Below are 21211 nucleotides of genomic sequence, written 5' to 3'. Positions count from 1 at the left end.
CCATCGCGGAGATGCAATCTTGAGCGTCTGCGCTAGGCAACGCGACCTGGGCTTTGCGGCTTCGTCGGCGTCAGTTGCAATTGGTCGGCCATGCGCGCCAGGTCCGGCAAGGACGATGCCCGCATCTTGCGCATTACCTGGCCACGATGAACTTTTATCGTGATCTCGCTTACGCCGAGGTCGGCTGCGATTTGCTTGTTTAAACGCCCAGTCACTACGAACGCCATGACCTCGCGCTCCCGCGGCGTCAAGGTTTCGAAACGAGCTTTCAGCCCTGCCATAGCCTGTTCCTGCTCAAGTCGCGCTCGATCACGGGCATGACCAACCTGAATCGCTTCAAGCAAATCCTGCTCCCGGAACGGCTTTGTGAGGAATTCGATGGCGCCACCCTTCATCGCCTGTACAGACATTGGAATGTCACCATGTCCGGTGATGAAGATGATTGGCAGCTGTCTTTTGGTACCTGTCAGTTCGCGCTGCAGTTCGAGTCCGCTCTGGCCGGGAAGCCGCACGTCGAGCACCAGGCAAGCGGGTCCTTCTAGCAGATCCGCCGCGCAAAATTCGCTCACCGACCCGAACAGGCTGACTCGAAAGCCCGCCGATCGAAGCAGCTTACCTAGGGAATCCCGCACTCCCGGATCATCGTCGATGACCATCACTGTTGGCGGTTGCTCTACCACATGTGCCTCGTTGACATGCGCATCAGCTTTTCTAGTCCGCCACCGAGCATAGCGAGATTATCGGGTGGGCGATAGAGGGGACCAGCAGCCCAATTCGGCTCCCACGGATTGCAGTCATCGGTGCGCTGACCTGTTGAAGTCGGCCCACTAGCGCTGGCAGCGCGCAACCTTCGTATAGTGCGCACATTCCCATTTGGTACTCGATCTTTCCGCTAGTTCAATAGTGAGCGCCAATGCGTGCCGTTATGGTGAAGTTGTCCCTCCCCCGAGGCCGATCACTCCCTTCGGCCTCTCCTTGCCCCTCCAGCCCGTCCGGGCTGGAGGGGCTCTTGTGAGCTCACAGGGGCGAGGTTGATATGAGATGACGCGGCCACGGACCACAAGAAGTCCGGTCGAGTTACTATACATTTGTATAATCGAAGCACGTAGCGGTTGCGCCTAGGTTGGATGAGCAAGAGTGCGCGGACGACATCTGTTTCTCCAAACGCTGCTCGCGGTTACCGGTCGTGCCAAGTGCCAAATATCAGACCAATAGTTGCCATAGTCGATGACGACACCGCGGTTGGAAATGCAATCGAAGTTTTGATGCGTTCGGTAGGCTTTATCGCCAAGGCATTTTCGTCTGGAGATGAGTTCTTGCGCTCACCCGAACTGAGCCGCACTGGCTGCTTGGTTGTTGACTACAACATGCCCAAGATGAGTGGCCTCGATTTGCACAACAATTTGACTCGATTGGGCAATGAGATTCCGACCATATTGATAACTGCCTATCCGAGCGATGATATTCGCACCCGAGCACTCCAGGCTGGGGTCATCTGCTTTCTGCCCAAGCCGTTCGATGAGAGCGACCTCCTGAATTGTATCCAGGCTGCGCTAGATCGCGCAAAGGGAAATGGAGGCCCGCCTTAGCGTGCCTAGTTGTATCAATGGCAGCTAGGCACGCGACAGGTCGCCTCCGCTGCCCATCGGCGATGCAACTCAATTCACATCGGCATCGCAGCGGGCGCGAACTAGACCTGTCCACTACCAGCCGACTGATCTTGGTGCAACTCGCTTCAGCGACTTGAAGCGCAGCGCACGGCCGTGCTGGCGCACACTGCTCCTGCCCGTTCATTGTGGTCGCAGCGAAGCGGGGGTCGGCCCAACTCCGCGTTGAGGGATTAAGTTATACCAAGGTCTAGTTCGTGCTTTCCAAAGGTGAGGGAAGGACTACGAGCTTCGTTGGGGCCAACTTTACGCGCGCACAATTGCGGCGTCTGCGGACCGACGCTACGCATGTTGGGCTGGGGGAGATCCAACAATTGGCTGACACACATGCATGGCACCGTAGTTCACAAGAAGCTGAGGTTCGGCCCTTTTGAACTTTCGATTGGCGAGAGGGTGCTCCGGCGTGACGGTCGAGTGCTTCCCCTCGGGGATCGCGCGTTGGATATTTTGACCTATCTTGCCGACCGCCCGGGTGAAGTCATTGCGAAGCAGGCGCTCATCAATCACGTCTGGTCGGACGTAATCGTTGAGGAGGGGACCCTCCGGGTCCACGTGGCCGCAATCCGCAAGGCGCTTCGTGACGGCCAATTTGGCAATCGATACATCGCAAACGTCAAGGGACGAGGCTACTCGTTCGTAGGCACCGTCGCTCCGCTCGCTGGTGGCACGGAAAGCAGCAACGCCAAGTTCGCCCCCCAAGGCAGGCCCCCCGTGCGACCAATGATGATTGGGCGCGAAACGGTCGTCGGCGAGGTCAGCGAGAAGCTTCGAAATGAGCGGTTCGTAACTCTGCTCGGCCCCGGCGGCATTGGCAAGACGACCGTCGCCTTGGCCGTCGCCCGCGCCGCTGCCGAGGAGTTCGGTAGGAGCGTCCATTTTGTCGACCTGGAAACCCTTACCGATCCACGGCATGTTGCGGGTGCCGTCGCGACCTCTTTGGGATTTGCACTCAGATCGAAAGATTCCGGCCTGGAGCTGGTCGACCTCGTTCGCTCGCAGAAGTTGCTTATCATTCTCGATAACTGTGAGCACGTAATCGAGGCGGTCGCGCTACTTGCCGAGCAACTCTACCAGGGATCGGAGCAGATCTATCTCCTGGCCACCAGTCGCGAATTGCTGAAGGTAGGGGGCGAGCATTGCTGGCGGGTTCTTCCCCTTGATTTTCCACCAGTTGGCTCCGAGCAAACGGCAAATGCCGTCCTTCGATATCCGGCGGTGCAGTTGCTCGCACGACGCGTGGCGGCGAGGGCGGGAAGCTTCGTTCTCACCGATGAGGAGGCGCCGTTTGTCGCGGAAATGTGCCGAAAGCTGGATGGCATACCCTTGGCAATTGAGTTGGCGGCAGGTCAGGTGGCCGCCCTCGGCCTCAAGAACACCGTTGCTCGGCTGGAGCTGCTGAAATTGGGCCATCGATCGGCGGTTGCCAGACATCAGACGCTGAAGGCGACACTGGATTGGAGCTACAATCTGCTGTCTGAGGGGGAAAGAATTGTTCTTCGACGCATAGCCCCTTTCGTTGGTCAATTCACCCTTGAGGGCGCGCGGTATGTCGCAGGCGAACTCGGCATAGGCACCGAAGAGACCTTTGACGCGATCGCCGGCTTGGTTGAGAAGTCATTAATTGCAACTCAGATCGACGAAACGCAGGTAATGTATCGGTTGCTGGATACGACGCGGGCATATGCACTCGAAAAATTGGAAGAGCATGCCGAAGTCGATGCAGTCCTCCGCCGGCATGGCCAATACGTCGCTGGCCACCTCGAATCGAGGAGCTACCCTGTTGGCAATTGAATGTGCAGAAGCCGACAAGTCGTTCGCACGTTCCTCCAAGCGGCGAGAACCTGCGCCCTAGGCTGGTGCGGATGCGTTGCGCGGCGGGTGAGAATGGGCAGCCAACAAGACGGCGCTTTCCAGTAGGTGCAAGTCGCACCCGACAAATGCTCTAGCCGGAAGCAGCCGGAGCACTCATGGAGGTAACGAAATGGCGGAACGCCGTAAGCCAGGGTCAATGTTCCGCGCCACGGATTTTGGCGCAGTGGATGGCGGCGACCGCTCCGGCCACGAACGGGCTCCCCAGATAGCGATCGCCCTGTTTACTGATGCTGCCGAGCCGCTGCATGCCCCTACTTGAGTATTGTTTGGGAATGACCCCAATCCAGGCGGAGAAGTTATGTCCTGACCGAAAGGTGGTGGGATCGGCAACACTAGCGACCAGCGCAGTTGCAAGCATCGGACCGACCCCGGGATGTAATGAAGTCGCTTGCTCGTCTGATTGACCGATACCAGGCCAGGATCATCCGATCGAACTTCAAAATCTGATCCTCGAGGCTGAGCAGCTGAGCACCGAGCGGGGCAAGGCATGAGCGGGCAACCTCTGGCACCCGCGTGTCCTTTGGGTCGGCAACAATATGCAGCAGGTCGGTGACCCCTCTATGCCCGACCGGCGCGACAATGCCGAACTTGAGGACGTTTTTATCCTTTCACAAGATATGTGACGATCACATCGGCAGCATTATTGGTTTGCAATGTCCGGGTTGGGCCACGTGTCCGGCCTAGATGCGGCAGGTATGGCCGCTGACCCTAATGCTCTGTGCGGATCGGGTCCCAAACATAACGCGCACTTTAGAAGAAGTGCGTTCCTTGCCAAGCGTCTCGGCTCTACAAGCCATAGGCCCGCGAGGTTCTCGTTTAACCCAACATATCGGGACGATCGCCTATTTTTGGGTTGACGGGCAAAAGCAAACGTAACCTAATCAATGCGTTAGAGTAATCCTCCTACCAGGAGGCCTTCTTGAACGAGCTCTCGGGCTACATATTCTCGTCGCTGCGGGAGGGCGACATCGCTCTATACCGAGGCTCTGGCAATGGCTTGACGCCGATCCTGCTTGTTGCCGCAGAAGAAACCTCGCCCGGTTGCGTCGAGCGGCTCGAACACGAATATTCGCTCCAATCCGAACTTGACGCCGACTGGGCGGCGCGACCCGTCGCGCTTACCCATGATAACGGCCGTATGACGCTGGTGCTAGAGGATCCCGGCGGTACGCCGCTCGATCGACTGCTTGGCCGGCCACTAGACGTATCGCATTTCCTGCGCATCGCGATCCCGCTCGCGGGCGCGCTCCGCCATGTGCATGAGCGTGGCCTAATCCACAAGGACATCAAGCCGGCAAATATCCTGGTGGAGTCGGCGAGCAACGGCGTGTGGTTGATGGGGTTCGGGATCGCATCACGCGTGCCGCGCGAGCGCCAGGCGCCAGAGCCGCCGGAGACTATCACCGGCACCCTCGCTTACATGGCGCCGGAGCAGACAGGCCGGATGAACCGCTCGGTCGATTCCCGAAGCGACCTGTACGCGCTGGGGATCACCTTTTACGAGCTGTTAACCGGCGCGTTGCCCTTCACCGCCGCTGACCCGATCGAGTTGATCCACTGTCACATTGCGCGAGAGCCTGTCCCGCCGCACGAGCTTGCAAGCGCGCTGCCGGATCCGCTCTCGATGATCGTCATGAAGCTTCTCGCGAAGACTGCCGAGGAGCGCTACCAGACCGCAGCAGGAGTCGAGGCGGATTTGCGCAAGTGCCTGACCGCCTGGGAGTCGTTCGGACGGATCGAGCCGTTCCCGCTTGGTCTGCAGGACGCGTCGGACCGGCTGATGATCCCGGAGAAGCTGTATGGACGCGAGGGCGAGATCGCCACCCTGCTCGCTGCCTTCGATCGTGTAGTGAAGCATGGCGGTTCGGAGCTCGTTCTGGTTTCTGGCTACTCGGGCATCGGCAAGTCGTCGGTCGTCAACGAGTTGCACAAGGTCATCGTGCTGCCCCGCGGTATCTTCATTTCGGGAAAATTCGATCTACGCCTCAGGGACACCCCCCACTCGACGTTGGCTCAAGCGTTTCAGGGGCTGGTTCAACAGCTACTGAACGGCCACGCGGACGACATCGCCCGCTGGCGAGACGCGATCAAAGAAGCTGTCGGCAATCAGGGCCGTCTGCTGACCGACCTCATTCCCGACCTTGCTCGACTGATAGGCCCACAGCCGACCATAGCGGTCCTCTCGCCCGTCGATGCCGAACTGCGGTTTCAGACCGTGTTCCAGCGGTTCGTCGGCGTGTTCGCGAGGGCGGAACACCCGCTGGTCATTTTCGTCGATGACCTGCAATGGCTCGATCCGGCTACGCTGACGCTTATCGAATATCTCCTCCTCCATCCCGACACGCGGCACCTGTTGCTGATCGGCGCATATCGCGACAATGAGGTCGACTCGACACATCCGCTGATGCTCAAGCTGGAGGCCTTCCGCCGGGCCGGTGCGAGGCTGGATCAGATCGTTCTCGGCCCGCTCTCGGTCGACAACGTCAACCAATTGCTGTGCGACACCTTGCGGCGTGCTCCCGACGAGATACGGCTTTTCGCTGAACTGGTGCACAGGAGAAGCAGCGGCAATCCGTTCTTCGCCGGGCAGTTCCTCACAAGTCTGGCAGAAGAAGCGCTGGTCGAATTCGATCCGCGCTCGCGGTCGTGGACGTGGAATTTCGACGCTATCGTCGACAAGAAGTTCAGCGACAATCCGGTGGACCTGATGATCGGCAGGTTGCGCCGTCTCGCTCCGGCGGCTCAGGAAGCGTTGAAACTGCTCGCCTGCCTGGGCAATCACGCTGACTTCGCGACCTTGGCAAAACTGCGCAGCGAGTCGGACGAAGCGGTGCATGCAAGCTTTCGCGACGCGGTCCGCGCCGGCGCCGCCGTCCCCCGGGAGGGGAGGTATCGGTTTTTCCATGATCGGGTCCAGGAAGCCGCCTATGCGCTGATTCCGTCGGAAGGTCGCGCCGAACTCCATCTGCGGATTGCACGTCTTCTTGTCGCAGAAACAGAGCAGGAGAGGATTGCGGAGAAGATCTACGATCTCGTCAACCAGCTTAACCTGGGCTCGGCGCTCATTTCCGAGTGGCCCGAGAAGCTGCGCGCGGCCGAACTCAATTTTATTGCGGGCCGGAAGGCGAAAGCCTCGACCGCCTATGCCTCGGCCTCCAATTACCTCGCAGCAGGCATCGCCATTCTGTCAGACGAAGGGTGGCAAAGATCCTACGACTTGATGTTGGGCCTGTTCCTGGAACGGGCAGAATGCGAGATCCTCAACTCGAACGTGGAACAGGCCGCGGGACTCGTCGAGGTGTTGCTGATCAAGGCGCAATCGAAGATCGATCAAGCCGAGATCTGTCGCCTGCACATGCTTCTTCAATTGAGGCAAGGCAACTACGCCCCGGCGGTGCGCACGGCGCTCGAATGCCTGCGAACGTTCGGCGTCGACCTGCCGGACACGCCGACGCCGGAACAGATGCGTGCAGAATACGAGGAGATGCGCCGGACCCTCGGCGATCGCCCGATCGAGAGCCTAGTTGACCTGCCGATGATGGATGACCCGGAGATACGGGCTGTCATGAAGCTTTTCAGTGCATTGGGTGAATTGGCCTATCACGCCGACGGCGATCTGTTCCAAGTGATTTCCTGCTGGATGGTCAAGCTGACCTGTCGCCATGGCACAAGCGAGTACTCCACGATCGGCTACGGCGCGATCGCCGTCGTTCTTGGTCCGGCATTCCATCGTTTCGCAGACGGGGAGGCCTTTGCACGGTTGGCGGTCGCAGTCGCCGAACGATACGGGTTCAGTGCGCAAAAGGCGGGCGCACATTTCCTCATGCAAATGGCGGTCCTCTGGACGCGTCCAATCGAAGATGCTCTGACCTGCCTCGAGGCTGCGATTCGATCTGTTGCGGAAACCGGCGAGATGGTCTACGCCTGCTTCAACCGTCAGCATCGTCTCACCGATCTGCTGGCGCGCGGCGATCCTCTCGACCAGGTGTGGCTCGAGTCTGCAAGCGCCCTGGATTTCGTCCGCAAATACAAGTTCGGCCAGCTGGTCATTTTGAGCATCCAGGGTTTCGTCCAAAGCCTTCGCGGCGGCGTGGGGAGCGGCGTGCCCCTCGACGAGGCGGCGCTCGAAGCGCGGGTGCTCCGGGGCGGCGTTCCTATCGTTGCCTGCTTTCTCTGGATCCTGCAATTGCAGCGGCACGTCTTGCTGGACAACGCGGAGAGAGCCCTTGAGTTTGCCGCCAAGGCGAAGCCGATTCTCTGGTCGGCGCGTCTCAATCTTCAGTCGATGGATTACTGCTTTTATCATTCTCTTGCCATCGCCGCGGTCTTTCCAGCGTCGTTGCCGGTGAGACGAGCAGAGCTTCGCGAGGACCTCATTGGACACCTGGAGTCGCTTCAGCGATGGGCTGAGAGCTGCCCGGCGACGTTCGCGCATAAACACTCCCTGGTCTCGGCGGAATGGGCACGCCTGGAAGGGCGAGACGTCGAGGCCATGCAGCTGTACGAACAGGCAATTCGCTCGGCCGCGGAGCGCGGCTTCCTCCAGGACCGGGCGCTCGCGGGCGAACTGGCAGCTCGATTCTATCGCCTTCGCGGTCTAGACAAGGTGGCAGATACCTATCTGGACGAGGCCGGCGACTGCTACGCCCGCTGGGGAGCCCTTGCCAAGGTCGCACAGCTCGACCAGAGCCACCCCCGGATCCGAAAACAAGCACCATTGGCCCCGAGGCCGACCTTCGAGGCGCCGGTCGAGCAGTTCGATCTCGCCATCTTCATCAAGATGTCGCAGGCCGTGGCCGGCGAGATCGTGCTCGAGAAGCTGATCGAGACGCTGATGGTGATTGCCGTCGAGCATGCCGGGGCCGACCGCGGCCTCCTGCTCCTTCCGCACGGCAGCCGGTACCGGATCGAGGCGCGAGCGACGAGCGGTCGCGATGGTGTCAGGGTCCGTCTTGTCGAAACGCCGGTGACGCCTTCGGAATTGCCCCTGCTGATTCTTGAGCAAGTCATCCGCACTCAGAGTCAGGTTATTCTCGATGATGCCCGCGAACAGAGCATGTTTTCCGAAGATGAATACATGAGCCGCAAGCGGGTTCGGTCGCTGCTTTGCTTGCCGTTGCTGAAGCAGGCCGAGCTGATCGGCGTCCTCTATCTCGAAAACAGCTTGGCGTCGCATGTGTTCACGCCGGGGCGGATCGCGGTGCTGAAGCTGCTCGCCTCACAGGCGGCAATCGCCCTGGAGAACGCCCGTTTGTACCGCGACGTCGCGGAACGCGAGGCGAAAATCCGGCGCCTGGTCGATTCCAACATCATCGGGATCTTCATCTCGAGCCGGACGGGTGAAATCATCGAAGCCAACGACGCGTTTCTCAGGATGGTGGGATACGATCGGGAGGATCTCGCCGCCGGCAACATGCGCTGGAACGATTTAACGCCGCTGGAATGGGGCACCAGCACCGCCAGCACCCTGGAGGCAATGGATACGACCGAGGCGGTCCAACCATATGAAAGCGAGTACGTGCGCAAGGATGGCAGCCGCGTGCCCGTGCTGATCGGTTCGGCCGGATTCGACGAACAGCGAGACCAGGGTGTGGCGTTCGTGCTCGATCTGACCGAGCGCAAGCGGGCAGAAGAGGCGCTGCGGCACATGCAGATGGAACTGGCGCACGCCAACCGCGTCGCCACCATGGGTCAGCTCTCGGCCTCGATCACCCATGAAGTGAAACAGCCGATCACAGCGGCAGTCACATACGCGTCAGCTGCTCGGCGTTTCCTGAGCGCGGAGCCACCGAATTTTCGCGAGGTGGATAACGCGCTCTCTCTTGTTGTCAGGGAGGGGAATCGCGCAGGCGAGGTCGTTGCGCGAATCCGTGCGCTCATCAAGAAGGCGCCCGCCCGAAAAGACGCCGTAGAGATCAACGATGCCATCCTCGAGGTTATTGCTCTCACCCGGATGGAGGCTGCAAACAATAGCGTCTCGGTGCGGACGCAGTTAGCGGAGGGTTTGCCGCATGTCCAGGGAGATCGGGTCCAGCTGCAACAGGTACTACTTAACTTGATCATCAATGCCATCGAAGCGATGCGCGCCGTCGGCGAAGAGGAGCGGGAATTGCTCATCATCACCCGTAACGAACCGGATGGAGTGTCAGTCGAGGTGCAAGATTCGGGTCCAGGCTTCTTCGCACCGGCGGCTCTTGAGCGCGTGTTCGAGGCTTTCTACACCTCGAAACCGGACGGATTGGGGCTTGGGCTGTCGATCTGCCGGTCAATTATCGAAGCGCATAACGGACGATTGTGCGCGAGCCCTAACGTGCCACGTGGCGCTATCTTTCGTTTCACTGCGCCGGCTCATCCGGCCGCGGCATCGTGAGTGGAATGCCGCTTCGGATCCACGACGCGGCAGACGTCGGATTCACCAGGCATCCTAATCATCGGTGGTGAGTCGCGCTTTACGCCAGCGATGAGCAGCACAGCCATTCCAGCGCGTGCAGTTGAACCGCCGGACGAAGCGGAATGCGATGACGTCAGCCATGTACGTAGCTCTCGCACGTGTCTTCAACGAGGTAGCGCATGACGAGAACATGCAGGTCGTCCTTTGGCACGGCGCGGGAGATTCGTTCGGCGCGGGCAACAATATCGGGGGTTATTTCAAGAATCCTCGGGGGCCAGGCGAGTCGCCACGGGCCGGCCTCATGAATGCATTGTTCAACTTCGACAAGCCATTGGTCGCAGCGGTCCACGGCGCCGCAATCGGTGCCGGCACCACTGTGCTGATGCACTGCGACTTCATTTAACCCGAGCGTGAGTACGAAATTCGTGGAGTGCCGGGCCTTTCAGGTCCCCGCAGAGTCAGATGGAATGCGTCTCGAGCATCAGCTGCGATGGTCGCTCCACGCGCTATCGAACAGCGATGACGCGACATCAACCGTCAGCTTCGGCCAAGCGATGGCTAGGTCGAACGGGTTGGGTGTGGCGACCGATCCGGAGAATCCAATTACAAGGGGGTGACACTCGACCCCGCAATAGTGTCTCGATATGGAACGATCGTGCAAGTAGCCCCGTTCCAGCGGTCGCGCGCACGCCGCGCAGACGGAGGCGTTACGCGGGGCCCTGTTGTTCACCACTACAAACTTCATTGTCTGAACGGGCATCTCACCACCGGTCCCTATCTTGCGGTGCGTTGCGAGCTCGGGCGTCATCGCTCGCACCGGGTAGTTGGGTCATTGTCGCGTCGAACGCCGTCCTGCATGCATCGCTAAGCTCGGCGTTCTTCTTTCTGAGACAGGACGTATCTCATCAGCATTGGGAATAAACGCACTGCAAAGTCTGAGTACGTCGGGTGTGCATGCGATGCGTTGTTCCAGTGTTCCTTGTGAGAACGAATGGGCGGGCGATACCGTCGCGGACAGCAGGGTTAATAAGATGCTCCACGACGCCGAGCGAGCCAACCGGAGTATCATCCATATCTTCTGGCACGCTCATCAGAGGATCTGCCATCCATAGTCCGGAGTTGATACCCGACATCTTCATGGCAGATGAAAATACACTCTTGCCGAAGCCCGCGCTTGTAGCGAAACGTCGGCCTTTGGAGCTTTCGACCCCGCTGCGTTCTTCCTGCTTTCCTTTCGGGCGAATATCTCATCGATCGGATGCGCACTGGCGCGCGGTACCCAGCTTCCTGCTTAGGACTTGATGTAGCATTTTTAGCGATCCGATCTGCAGTCGTTGACCCTGCGTTGGTGGACGGCTTTGAGGGTGAGCGCCCATAAACCTTCGTATCGTTCCATGACCCCCTTTGGATGCCCGACGGTTTACCTACGTTCAATTGAGCCGTTGATCGCGATCGTCTTAAGTTACGTCCGTTAGAAACGGCAGCTAATGAAGTGCGACGGCCAAAGGATGATCGACGAACAGCGACGATAATTCCAAGAGGAGGCCATAATGCCAAACTGCTCCGAAAGTCCTAGATCCGGCAGAGCCGCGCGATGCGCAGTTTGTGATGGCAAGTTTGGTCTCGTCCGGCACTACTCGTGGCGAACCCCGCTTTGTTCCAAGACGTGCGTCGATCGCTTCAGAGCTCGCAGGGAGAGTGACCGCAATTGGTTGCTCTGGCTCCAAATTACCCTAACCAGGACGTCAGAGAACCGCGCGAGGTCTCTATGACCTTCCAGATCTCACAACGAGGCAAGGAATACCTAAGGACAGCACAGGCCATGCTCCACGCTGCTCAAGCTATAACCGACCGAGCGATTGCTGGTCAGCTTCAGGCCCTTGCCGACGACTGCCAGCGGGGAGCTGAGCAAGATTCTCATGCTGATGCGGATAAAGCATTCGCGCGATCTGCTGTTAACGTTGAAGGTGTGCGCGGTCGTTTTTATCCCTTCGTTATCGCCCGCAGAGCGTCTAAATTGAGGCTGATGTCTTAAATTGATATGAGGTGATTTCGTCATCCTATGTGTTGCCGACAGGCCCTTTAGCTTTGCCGCCAGAATTCCATATTGAATTTCTAAGCGCGATCAGCTCTGCTTGGTTCCTGCATTTTCGACGATCGGCCGACTGGGCGCCGCGCGGCAAGCGGCTAACAGAATAGAGCACAGTCCTCCTCGACATATCAAATCCCTCCAAGCGGCGTTCGACCGACCATGAGATCGTGGCGCCATCATTCTGGGAATATCCGAGCCGAACCGTGACGCACGGGAGTGAGCGGATGTGCCACCTCGCAGACGTTGGATGTTTGGCCGCATCTTCCGTTTGGACGGCCGCGAGAGCTATCGCAAACTGCGGCTCGAGCCATTCTGCTGCCCTCACCGTCTAAGCCGAAGAACTGCTCCCATGAACAAGAGTATCCACGGAGAAGGGACCGCTTCTGAGCTGCAAGATCGGGTGACCGAACTCATCGAGCAACAGAAGGCCATCTCGGAAGTTCTGCGCGCCATTGCGAGCTCGCCGCACGACTTGCAGCCCATCTTCGACGCCATCCTCGACAGCTCCACACGTCTCTGTCGAGCAGACGTAGTCACCTTACGTCTCTCCGAGGAAAGCGGCCTTCGTCTAGTGGCGATGCGAGGGGACCCCCTTTTGGTTAGTCATCTGTGGTTAGTATTCCCCGCGCTCGCAGAAAAGGGGAGCTTACAGAGTCGAGTAGCCATAAGCAGGTTACCCGCCCACATCCCCGACTTGGCAGCACTTGGAGGCGATCGGGATGATTCTTGGATCGCGGCGGTGAACGCAGGTTATCGAGCTACCCTGATTGTGCCGTTGCTCAAAGACAACGATATAGTCGGGACAATTAGTCTGGGCCGCACACAGGTGCAGCCGTTCTCCGACAAACAGATTTCCTTATTCAGGGACTTCGCTGCGCAAGCCACCATTGCCTTGGAGAGCACCCGCCTCGAGCGGCAATATCGCGAGGCGCAGATGGCGCTGGCGCATGCCAACCGCGTCGCGACGATGGGCCAGTTGACGGCCTCGATCACCCATGAAGTGAACCAGCCAATCACAGCGGCAGTCACATACGCGTTAGCCGCTCGGCGTTTCCTAAGCGCGGATCCACCGAATTTTCGTGAGGTAGATGACGCGCTCTCTCTGATTGTCAAGGAGGGGAATCGCGCAGGCGAGGTCGTCGAGCGAATTCGTGCTCTCATCAAGAAGGTGCCGGCACGAAAGGATGCCGTAGCGATCGACGATGCAATCCTGGAGGTTATTGCTCTCACCCGTACGGAGGCCGCAAACAATAGCGTGTCGGTGCGGACGCAATTTGTGGAGGGCTTGCCGCGTGTCCAAGGTGATCGGGTCCAACTGCAACAAGTGATGCTGAACTTAATCGTTAACGCCTTTCAGGCGATGAGTGGTGTTGGGAAAGGCGCACGCGAATTGCAGATCAGTATCGATGCCGTCCCGTCCGAAGGCAGCATGCGCGTCGGGGTGCGGGACACCGGCCCGGGGCTGAGCCCGGAGAGCCTCTCGCGTCTGTTCGAGCCATTTTACACGACCAAGCCCGAGGGCATGGGCATGGGCCTCTCGATCTGCCGCTCGATTATCGAAGCGCATGGTGGGCGGCTGTGGGCGACCAGGTGCGAGCCGCACGGTGCTCTCTTTCAGTTTACGATCCCCGCTGACTGAGCCGCCATCCGTGATCGGTTCGCTTATTGGCCCACCGGCGAAGTGACGACACTCGCCACTGAGGTCCGCTTAGTGGAGCGAAGCGGACTGGATTTGCTCACTCTGAGTTCTTCGCTTTCCCATCCGGACATCAGTCTACGCGCCATAGGCCGTCGTCCTCACGTCAAAGGCGGAGCATTGGCCTACACTAAGGTCTAGCCTCTGATGGGTCTGTGGGGTCACACAGATCCGCTTGCCAATCGCGAAGCCGAGACAATGGTCCAGTTGGCGGAAAGCTAGCTGTTGCTGCGCAATGCAATGCATCACCCGATTAAGCATTGACGTTCAAAGTTTTTTAGCTTCGACACAGGGTAAAGCCCGGGAAGACCGCGAACTGATATCCTAAGTCCGTGGTCATCGTCGAGTCGAACTGCTTCAATTGTGCGCGGTGGTCCCGTCGGTAAAAATCGCTCCGATTCCGATGAGTTTGTGGGCCTCGAAGAAAAGGTCGAGAATGGCTATAGCCAGCTGATGAGGATGATCCATCCCGCCTTGTTAGACGCCGCTGGCGTCTCCCTCTTGGAGCAACGTACGACGATTTGTGGATTCTGCGCCCTGCTGTCGCGCCCGACGCCATACACCCGGACTTACACCAACCGTCTGTCTGAAAACTCGCGAGAGGTGACTTTGGTCGCTGAAGCCGCAGGCCGCGGCCACATCAGTCAGGGACATCCGACCGTCGTGCAGCTTTTCCTTTGCTACCTCGATACGGCGCTTCATTAGCCATCGGTGCGGCGGCATTCCTACGGAACGTGAAACGCGCGCGAAAAATGGGACATTGACAACCGGCATTCCCGCGCCAGCTCCTTTAGCAGTATACCACCGAGGTTGGCGGTGATCATCTCCTTCGCGCGTCGCTCCTGCCATGGCGCGAGCCCACCCAGGGGGAAGCCGCGACAGCGGCTGCATGCCTCCATAGGTCTGAGCGATATGCACCCCGACCGCCGACAAGACGTGGTCGACAAACAACCTGCTAGCTTGAGCGGGATGGTTCAGGGTGGGCCAGCAGCAAGCTCCCGAGTCGGGAAATCGCGACGTCGTTGACGCCCGCTCCGGGCTTATAGCTCAGATCGCGAATTCTGGGCGCGTTGGCGTCGTCAGCGATCGCGTCCAGCGCCGCCCGCGGCAGATAAAAAACCAGAGAGTGATGGGGCTTGTCGAGGCGGACGGTGGGATCTCGCTTCAGGTCCTGGAGACAAGTCTCGCCAGCCCGCAAGTCGCACAGCGGCGCTCGTCGGCCACCCTCCCAATATTCGCGATTGGGAATATCGCGAAAGTGCAAAGTGAGGAGAAACGCATCCTCCAGCCGAATCGAATCGCTCATTTCCGACGACGGGCGATCACATCGAAGCTCGGTGACGGCTATCTCACCTTTGCAAAATGCTCGGGTGACCATCGCCGGTGCGTTTTCGACTCGAAATCGCTCGCCAAGCCGTTGTCCATAAGCCTCGGTCATCGGTCCATCCTTTCTAGCGTTCCGTCGTGCTCCACGCCGTTCGCGGTGTATTGTTTCCCGCTGCACACGGTGGTCGCGGGGCCGACATGCGCGAGCTCTCGAGCATGCCGGATGTGGTCGACACGGCGATGTCGCGCCTATTCCGTACCTGCTGGTTATGCGACCCGGCACACCGTCGCGCAAAATGTCGATGGTTCGACCACCGTCGACGTGAACGCGTTCAATCCAGACGGCAGCCTCGCCAACGAGACCGAGTTCAGCACCAGCCTGTTGGGGCTGGAAGTGACGATGGTCGGGTCCACGATGGGACCGCTGGCGTTGAGGTCGGTGACAGTTCGCATGTAGGCTCAATTCGAGTTTGAGGTAGGCACAATTCGCAGAATTTAACTGTTTTATTCAAATTAGTGATCCGATTGTACAAGTTCAGCGATTTAGATGCTCGTCCCGCTGCCGGCGGCATTGATGATCTGCAGCGGGAACGTCCAATAGCCGACAGTTTCTTAAAGGACGCGCGGCTCGTTCAATAGCGTGTCCAGCGATGACGGCGATGGCAGGCGGATGTGCGATAGTCCGCTTTGCACAGTGAGCAGTCCGCATTTGGCAGGTCGGGTATTGTGAAGGTTTGCGGAGGGTGGCCCCATGATGGTGGCGCGGCGGACACGTGGGGCCGGCGTACACAAACCTACAAAGGACGAAACCGCGGGAGGTGTGACGAAGCTGCGCGTCAGACGCTATGGGGATTTGGACGCTGGCGGCTTATTACCGGAGTGCGTTGATCGCCTCTCTGGGAAGCAGTCGACGGGGCGGCGAGCAGTTTCGGCCAGTCGCGACAGGCAGAACCGGCGTCCCGCAGCAGAGATCGAACGACAGGACGGCTGTTCCGGCTGCGCGAGGGCGAGCCTGATCATTGCCGGTCAGGAGGCAGCGATACAGAAGGGGCGCGCCGGGGTGTCGCCGCGAATTGACTTCGATCATGATGTATCGATCCTGATTACGGCGGTTGATACCGCGCGGCGAGGCGCCGCGCTGGAATGTCTCGATGATGACCATGCGGCCGCCGCAGCAAAGGCACGGGTGCGAGAGTTTGACGTCCTCGGCGCGACTTTCATCGCCGGCCTCGTGCTGTTCCGCAGGCACGTCGAGCAGGCGGCGTGCCTTGGCAATGTTGCCGGCGCGCGTGCCGCTGGCGAGCAGGCCGTAGTGGCGGATGCGGTGGAAGCCAGACGGCAGGACGTGGATCAGGAATCTGCGGATGAACTCGGCGCTAGCGAGTGTCATGATCTTCTGACGGTCGCGAGCCTCGACACGATAGTCCTTCCATCGGAAGGTGACACCGCTCCGGTCGCAGGCGCAACCGCCATTCTGACAACGAGAAATTCTGTAATGACCTCAACGAGCCAAAAACACCGAAAATGTCAGAATGGCCCTTGAAAACACTGCGATATTTTCTGACTTGCAGCCTGATTTCAGGATCTTGTGGAACACCTCGATTTTCCACCGCATGGCGTACCAGTTGATCTTCTCGATTGCTTCAGAGCGACTGCGGACGGCTAGGTCCGTGATGAGCTTCCACTCAATGGGTTTGCGGCCCTTTGGCGTACCGCGCTCGGTGGCATGGATTATCGTCAGGTCGAGGGTTGGATAACGTTTCTGCTTCCCGATGGGAGGCAAGCCGCGATCCGCTTGAACTTGATTTCCAGCGCGGCCTTCGTCGTCTCGCCCTTGTCGTTGCGTACATCGATGTAATGCAAGCCTTTGACGCTGGTCTCTTCCATCTCGGTTGCAATCGTATGACCGCCATCGCCTGCCAGCCGATCGACGCAGGCACGGACAAGGAAGTGAGCGCCAAGCTCTTGTGTCAGGCAATACAATTCGTAGATGTCGCTTTCGCGGTCGCCGATATGAATGCAACGCGCCGGCTGCGCGAGCCGCTCGATCGATTGCCTGAGATTGTCGAGCCAGCGAACGCTTTCCTTCTTCTCGATCGGAACGCGGGTCGGGTTGATCTTCTTCTTGAGCTGCGCCGTGCCTTTGAACTTTTTCCGTGTCCAGAACTTCACCGCCGCCAATCCCAGCGGTAGGCCCTCGACAGTCACGGCGAGACTGGAATGCATCGGCATTCCGCAGACCGTGTGATGGCGCCAACGGCCGTCCTTGTCCCGGCCGCTGTTGACGCTCTTGGTCAGGCCAATCGCGCGAGTGTTCGCACGCTGGTAGGAGAATTCCGTCGTGTCCTGAATGAGGAGGATCGGGCCTCTACAATCATCGTAACGCGTGCGCGTGGCAGCGAAGTGACCGCTGAGGATATCTGCTTCCTCCACGCGCTCCTTGGCGAAGAAGCGGTAGGCCGCCTTCGTGTTCGCCCAGTCCTGGCACGCGAACGGTATGCTCCCGCCCATGCCGTCACCAATTTGCTTCAACAGCCCGCTAAATCGTTGACCGAGACGGGCATCCTTGAAAGCTGTCTTGTCGATCTCGCGCTCCGTCCATGTTCGACGGCACTTTCATCACCATCATCCTGGCGACTATCCGGGACGGCCGACCAACGAGACATCGTTCCGCTTGAACACATCAAGGCATCTCCCCGTCGCGATTCAGGTGCCCGACAATGAATCACAAGCGATTCATCCGATTCAAGATTTTTCGATCAGGACTATCACAATCGAATCAAGCATTTGTGGGTAGTTGAAAGCTTCACCGGCCGCTTACCTGCGGCGTTCGTCAGATGCGAGGCAGGGCCTGCGGTAGTTCATTTTCCGCGGATGGACTGGCGTTCTAGATCATCGAAATAGATCTCAAAATATCGCCGGGATAGGATCGCGGTGATTGAAAATTTTCGTTCCGGCGCGATGATTAAAGAAAGCGTGAGGGGAGGAATGCCCCGGTCGTTGATTGGCATGTAAGCAAGCCCGTCCATGCGCTCCGTCGGCATATTGTTGAACGTCGTCACCAGACCAAACCCGCAGCCCTCGCGCACCATCGAACGCATCAGTTCGAGATTATTGGTCGTCAGCACAGGTTGTAACCGGACCTTGTTCTTTGCGGCCGCAATGTCGACAATGTCCCGCAAGTGAATGCTGCCGTCCGGAATAATTGTCGGGCGTTGGAAGAACTCGCTTAGTGATATCGTCTTCTTGAGCCTGAGGTCGCTGTCCGCAGTAACTACCGCTCTAAGGTGAAACTGGGCGGCGCGTGTGACCGCCACGCCGGGCAGCGGTTGAGGACTCATTGTCAGCCCGAAATCGGCCTGTCCGTCCAACACCATTCTGCGGACCTGATCTGAATCAGCAACTGTGACATGGTTGCTGATACGTGGGTGATCTTTCATGAAGCCCGCCAATGCGCGCGGCAAAAAGTCGAATATCGTCTCCTGCGAGACTGCGATCTTCACCTCGCCCCGGCGCAGACCCTTGAGTTCTTCGATCTCGAACTTGATGCGGGAAAGGTCTTTGCGCCAACTTCGGATACCGTGCAGGAGGATTTCCCCGGCCGATGTCGGGCGCATCCCTCGCGGCAAGCGTTCAAAGAGGGCAACGCCGAACTCCTCCTCGGCATTGATCAATTGCTTGTCGATTGCCGACGCCGAAACATTGAGCTTTTCTGCTGCTTTTCTGATCGAGCCCAGGCGAGCAATTTCGTCCAGGTAGTGCGCAAATCGCGAGAAAAGAACTCTGCTCATCAGACCCTGATCTTGCGTTGAAAAAAAGAGAACGGTCCAGACATTTTTTGTCGTTTGTAATGTCGCGGGTCTTCCGCGTCTATAGAAATCACGAACAACGGACATCTTGATCGTCCGGTCGAGACGATGACCTCCGGCAACAAATGAAGAAGATAATGCAAAAGCAGAAGCGCCCCCAGATGCCCGTGATCGGTTTGATCGGGCCGACAAACCTACAGAGGATTTCGCAAGCCAGCGGCATTCCCGAAGACCGATACCGTAATGCGGCCTATGGCGCAGGGCGCGTGATCGCGCGGATGAGTGCAATATTGACGATCGTTCCCGATCGTGGTGTGGCCGTGTCGGGCATGCGCGGTTATAGGGAAGCCCAAGGCGCGTGGACCGTGGGACTTGTCCCGACCGGTGGGCCTTCTGACGCCGTGGCTACGCCGAACTGCCTAGAAAATTCAGCGGCTTGTGACGAAGTCATAGGTGGGTTTACTTGGCATCACCAGCACGCCTTCATTTGCGAATTCTCAAACCTTCTGATTTGCATCGGGTTGTCCTGCGGCACAATTGCGGAGATTGCCTGGACCAAGTGGGTGAGGGGACCGAAGGTTCTGGTCATGCGAGACACTCTAACCTCCATACCCAAGGAGATCACGGTGGAAACCGATATCGGCTTCGTCGACACACTCGAGGAGCTTGAGACGAAAGTCGCGGAAGCTCTCTCGTTAAAGACATCCAGTGTGGTTTAGCTGAAGCGAATAAGAGCGAACGTGACGCCGGGAATTCGCTCGTTCTAGTCCACTATTTTCACCGATTGCATAACGCGGCACCGACCATCGGGAAATTGAGATGCTTATCATTACGCCAGAAACATACACCGCGAAAATCGCAGGCGAAACGTTTCGTTTGCCGATCATGCAATTGAACGAGCGGCGCGCGATCTCGCTGCTGATGGTCATCGACATGGGCGTTCGATTCGGCGACATGGTCGGAAAGGCTATGGCCAGGCATTTTGCCGCTTCTAAGCCCGACATCGTCGTCGGAAGCGCTACGCTCGGCATCCCCATCGCGATCGAGGTATCTAGGCGTCTTGGTAAAGACCGCTACGTTATCTTGCAGAAGTCGCCGAAATTTCATCTTGCCGATGCCATGGTAGAAGAGGTCAGGTCGGTCACGACGTCGGTCCCGCAGCGACTCCTTCTGGATCGCCGCTGCATCACGCTGCTTCAAGGCAAGCGTGTATTGATCGTCGACGATGTCGTTGCTACCGGTTCCAGCATGGCGGCCGCGATCAGGCTGGTACGCCGCTCAGGCGCCGAGGTGATGGGTGCCGGCGTAATCCTAACCGAGGGCCATTCATGGCGTGCGGCGCTCGGCCGAGATGCCGAGCTCGTCAATAGCCTCGGTCACATCCCGCAGTTCGATATTGTGGACGGTGCCGCGGTGCCGGATCCGTCGACCGAGGCAAATGCAAAGCCGGCGTTGCTTGCTTCGTCACCACAAAGTGGACGACGCGCAGCGGGCCGCACCGGCAGAAAAAGCGCTGTCGCGTGATGTGCGCCATGGACATTCAATCGTCACTCCGACCGCGCTACCGAGGTTCACGAAGGGCGGTCACTCCCGCTTCGGCCCGGATCGATGAAACGAACGAAGATACCAGGACACCACGTCTTGGATGTTTAAAACAAAAGTTCTGGGGAGGCTCAAGGGGCAACTTCGACGCCGCAAGTGCAGTCTAGCTGTTCCGAATAGCGTCGGCTGACGCAGTCTTTATCTTGTGACGAAAACCCAGGAGGTCATCCAATGAAAACTACGACAATGTCGCTGAGTGAGGGCAACACTCTCTTTCCAATAGTCCTGTCCGTCGTCGCAGCCGCCGCGACGGGCGTGCTGTGGGCCTACGCCAACCCCATTCAACTAGTGCCGGGTGTAATCCAATGGCGTATTTTCGCGTTCCTGCCTCCGCTGGTTGGGATCCTGTTGGGCTGGCGCAGCGGCTTCATCTGCGGCTATATCGGCACCATTGTGTGGGCCTTGCTTGCTGGTACCTTCATTCCTGCCCATTCACTGATCGTCGACGGCATCATGGTTGGGCTGACTGGCCTTGTTCCGGGGCTCTTGTTCGACCCGTCCAAGTCAAGCTTGACTCGTTCAGCTCTTTTTAAGATTGCGGCGGTCTGCCTCGGCATCGGCCTGGTGATGGTCGTCGCGGTGTCCGCGAGCCTGGCCTACCTCGGCATCTTTCCGTTCTGGTGGGCAGTCGGCTATCTTGGCCTGTCCGATATTGTCCCTATGATCATAGGGACGCCGCTTCTGGTGATTCCTGCCCTGAAGATTCTCAAGGGCGCTCATCCAGCTGGCTTCGGGCGATTCTGAGCAAACGGCGCG

The 21211-nt window shown here is 58.7% G+C and carries 16 protein-coding genes and 1 pseudogene; 10 read left to right on the top strand and 7 right to left on the bottom strand.

Annotated elements, in window-relative coordinates; translation table 11 throughout:
• Positions 1 to 32: 32 nt before the first annotated feature.
• Positions 33 to 680: a response regulator transcription factor gene (locus tag V1280_RS11535; RefSeq protein ID WP_334523250.1), complete on the bottom strand. Its 648-nt coding sequence runs from the start codon at positions 678 to 680 to the stop codon at positions 33 to 35.
• Positions 681 to 1127: 447 nt separating this feature from the next.
• Between V1280_RS11535 and V1280_RS11530 the strand changes: the two genes are divergently transcribed.
• Both V1280_RS11530 and V1280_RS11525 read left to right on the top strand, forming a co-directional pair.
• A complete protein-coding gene (locus tag V1280_RS11530) occupies positions 1128 to 1589 on the top strand; it encodes a response regulator transcription factor (protein WP_334523247.1) in 462 nt (153 codons plus the stop codon).
• 366 nt (positions 1590 to 1955) lie between these two features.
• Positions 1956 to 3458 (top strand): ATP-binding protein, encoded by a 1503-nt coding sequence (locus V1280_RS11525; RefSeq protein ID WP_334523244.1) that lies wholly within the window; start codon positions 1956 to 1958, stop codon positions 3456 to 3458.
• Positions 3459 to 3672: 214 nt separating this feature from the next.
• Here V1280_RS11525 and V1280_RS46775 read toward each other — a convergent pair whose 3' ends face one another.
• Positions 3673 to 3948: a transposase gene (locus V1280_RS46775; protein WP_442895228.1), complete on the bottom strand. Its 276-nt coding sequence runs from the start codon at positions 3946 to 3948 to the stop codon at positions 3673 to 3675.
• A gap of 510 nt (positions 3949 to 4458) precedes the next feature.
• On the opposite strand from V1280_RS46775, the gene V1280_RS11520 reads away from it, so the two are divergent.
• The 4 genes from V1280_RS11520 (at position 4459) to V1280_RS11505 (ending at position 13661) form a co-directional block, all read left to right on the top strand.
• Positions 4459 to 9909 (top strand): trifunctional serine/threonine-protein kinase/ATP-binding protein/sensor histidine kinase, encoded by a 5451-nt coding sequence (locus V1280_RS11520; protein ID WP_334523241.1) that lies wholly within the window; start codon positions 4459 to 4461, stop codon positions 9907 to 9909.
• Between the two features lie 115 nt (positions 9910 to 10024).
• Positions 10025 to 10333 (top strand): enoyl-CoA hydratase-related protein, encoded by a 309-nt coding sequence (locus V1280_RS11515; RefSeq protein ID WP_334523238.1) that lies wholly within the window; start codon positions 10025 to 10027, stop codon positions 10331 to 10333.
• Between the two features lie 1365 nt (positions 10334 to 11698).
• On the top strand, positions 11699 to 11965 hold the full coding sequence (locus V1280_RS11510) for a hypothetical protein (protein WP_334523236.1): 267 nt from the start codon (positions 11699 to 11701) through the stop codon (positions 11963 to 11965).
• A gap of 406 nt (positions 11966 to 12371) precedes the next feature.
• Positions 12372 to 13661, top strand: a complete 1290-nt coding sequence (locus V1280_RS11505; protein WP_334523233.1) for a sensor histidine kinase — start codon at positions 12372 to 12374, stop codon at positions 13659 to 13661.
• Between the two features lie 534 nt (positions 13662 to 14195).
• Here V1280_RS11505 and V1280_RS46770 read toward each other — a convergent pair.
• Positions 14196 to 14420 carry a helix-turn-helix domain-containing protein gene (locus V1280_RS46770; protein WP_442895227.1) on the bottom strand — a complete coding sequence of 75 codons (225 nt, stop codon included), beginning with the start codon at positions 14418 to 14420 and terminating at the stop codon, positions 14196 to 14198.
• Between the two features lie 253 nt (positions 14421 to 14673).
• Positions 14674 to 15156: a hypothetical protein gene (locus tag V1280_RS11495; RefSeq protein ID WP_334523227.1), complete on the bottom strand. Its 483-nt coding sequence runs from the start codon at positions 15154 to 15156 to the stop codon at positions 14674 to 14676.
• A gap of 111 nt (positions 15157 to 15267) precedes the next feature.
• Between V1280_RS11495 and V1280_RS11490 the strand changes: the two genes are divergently transcribed.
• Positions 15268 to 15501, top strand: a complete 234-nt coding sequence (locus V1280_RS11490) for a hypothetical protein (protein ID WP_334523224.1) — start codon at positions 15268 to 15270, stop codon at positions 15499 to 15501.
• A 626-nt stretch (positions 15502 to 16127) separates the two neighbouring features.
• Here V1280_RS11490 and V1280_RS46765 read toward each other — a convergent pair.
• The 3 genes and pseudogenes from V1280_RS46765 to V1280_RS11475 all read right to left on the bottom strand — a co-directional run.
• Positions 16128 to 16500 (bottom strand): annotated as a pseudogene (locus tag V1280_RS46765) (transposase); the annotation flags it as partial.
• Positions 16501 to 16781: 281 nt separating this feature from the next.
• Positions 16782 to 17630: an IS4/Tn5 family transposase DNA-binding protein gene (locus tag V1280_RS11480; protein ID WP_442895226.1), complete on the bottom strand. Its 849-nt coding sequence runs from the start codon at positions 17628 to 17630 to the stop codon at positions 16782 to 16784.
• A 275-nt stretch (positions 17631 to 17905) separates the two neighbouring features.
• Positions 17906 to 18940 (bottom strand): LysR family transcriptional regulator, encoded by a 1035-nt coding sequence (locus V1280_RS11475; RefSeq protein WP_334523221.1) that lies wholly within the window; start codon positions 18938 to 18940, stop codon positions 17906 to 17908.
• Between the two features lie 50 nt (positions 18941 to 18990).
• Between V1280_RS11475 and V1280_RS11470 the strand changes: the two genes are divergently transcribed.
• From V1280_RS11470 to V1280_RS11460, 3 genes are all read left to right on the top strand, one after another.
• On the top strand, positions 18991 to 19572 hold the full coding sequence (locus V1280_RS11470; RefSeq protein WP_334523219.1) for a hypothetical protein: 582 nt from the start codon (positions 18991 to 18993) through the stop codon (positions 19570 to 19572).
• 100 nt (positions 19573 to 19672) lie between these two features.
• Positions 19673 to 20377: a phosphoribosyltransferase family protein gene (locus V1280_RS11465; protein WP_334523216.1), complete on the top strand. Its 705-nt coding sequence runs from the start codon at positions 19673 to 19675 to the stop codon at positions 20375 to 20377.
• Between the two features lie 249 nt (positions 20378 to 20626).
• Positions 20627 to 21199 carry an aminotriazole resistance protein gene (locus tag V1280_RS11460; protein ID WP_334523213.1) on the top strand — a complete coding sequence of 191 codons (573 nt, stop codon included), beginning with the start codon at positions 20627 to 20629 and terminating at the stop codon, positions 21197 to 21199.
• Positions 21200 to 21211 lie beyond the last annotated feature (12 nt).

Source organism: Bradyrhizobium sp. AZCC 2230, from assembly GCF_036924495.1.
GTDB classification, from domain to species: Bacteria; Pseudomonadota; Alphaproteobacteria; order Rhizobiales; family Xanthobacteraceae; genus Bradyrhizobium; species Bradyrhizobium rifense.
Note: the sequence above shows the minus strand (reverse complement) of the source record. Positions and strands in the feature narration are given on the sequence as shown.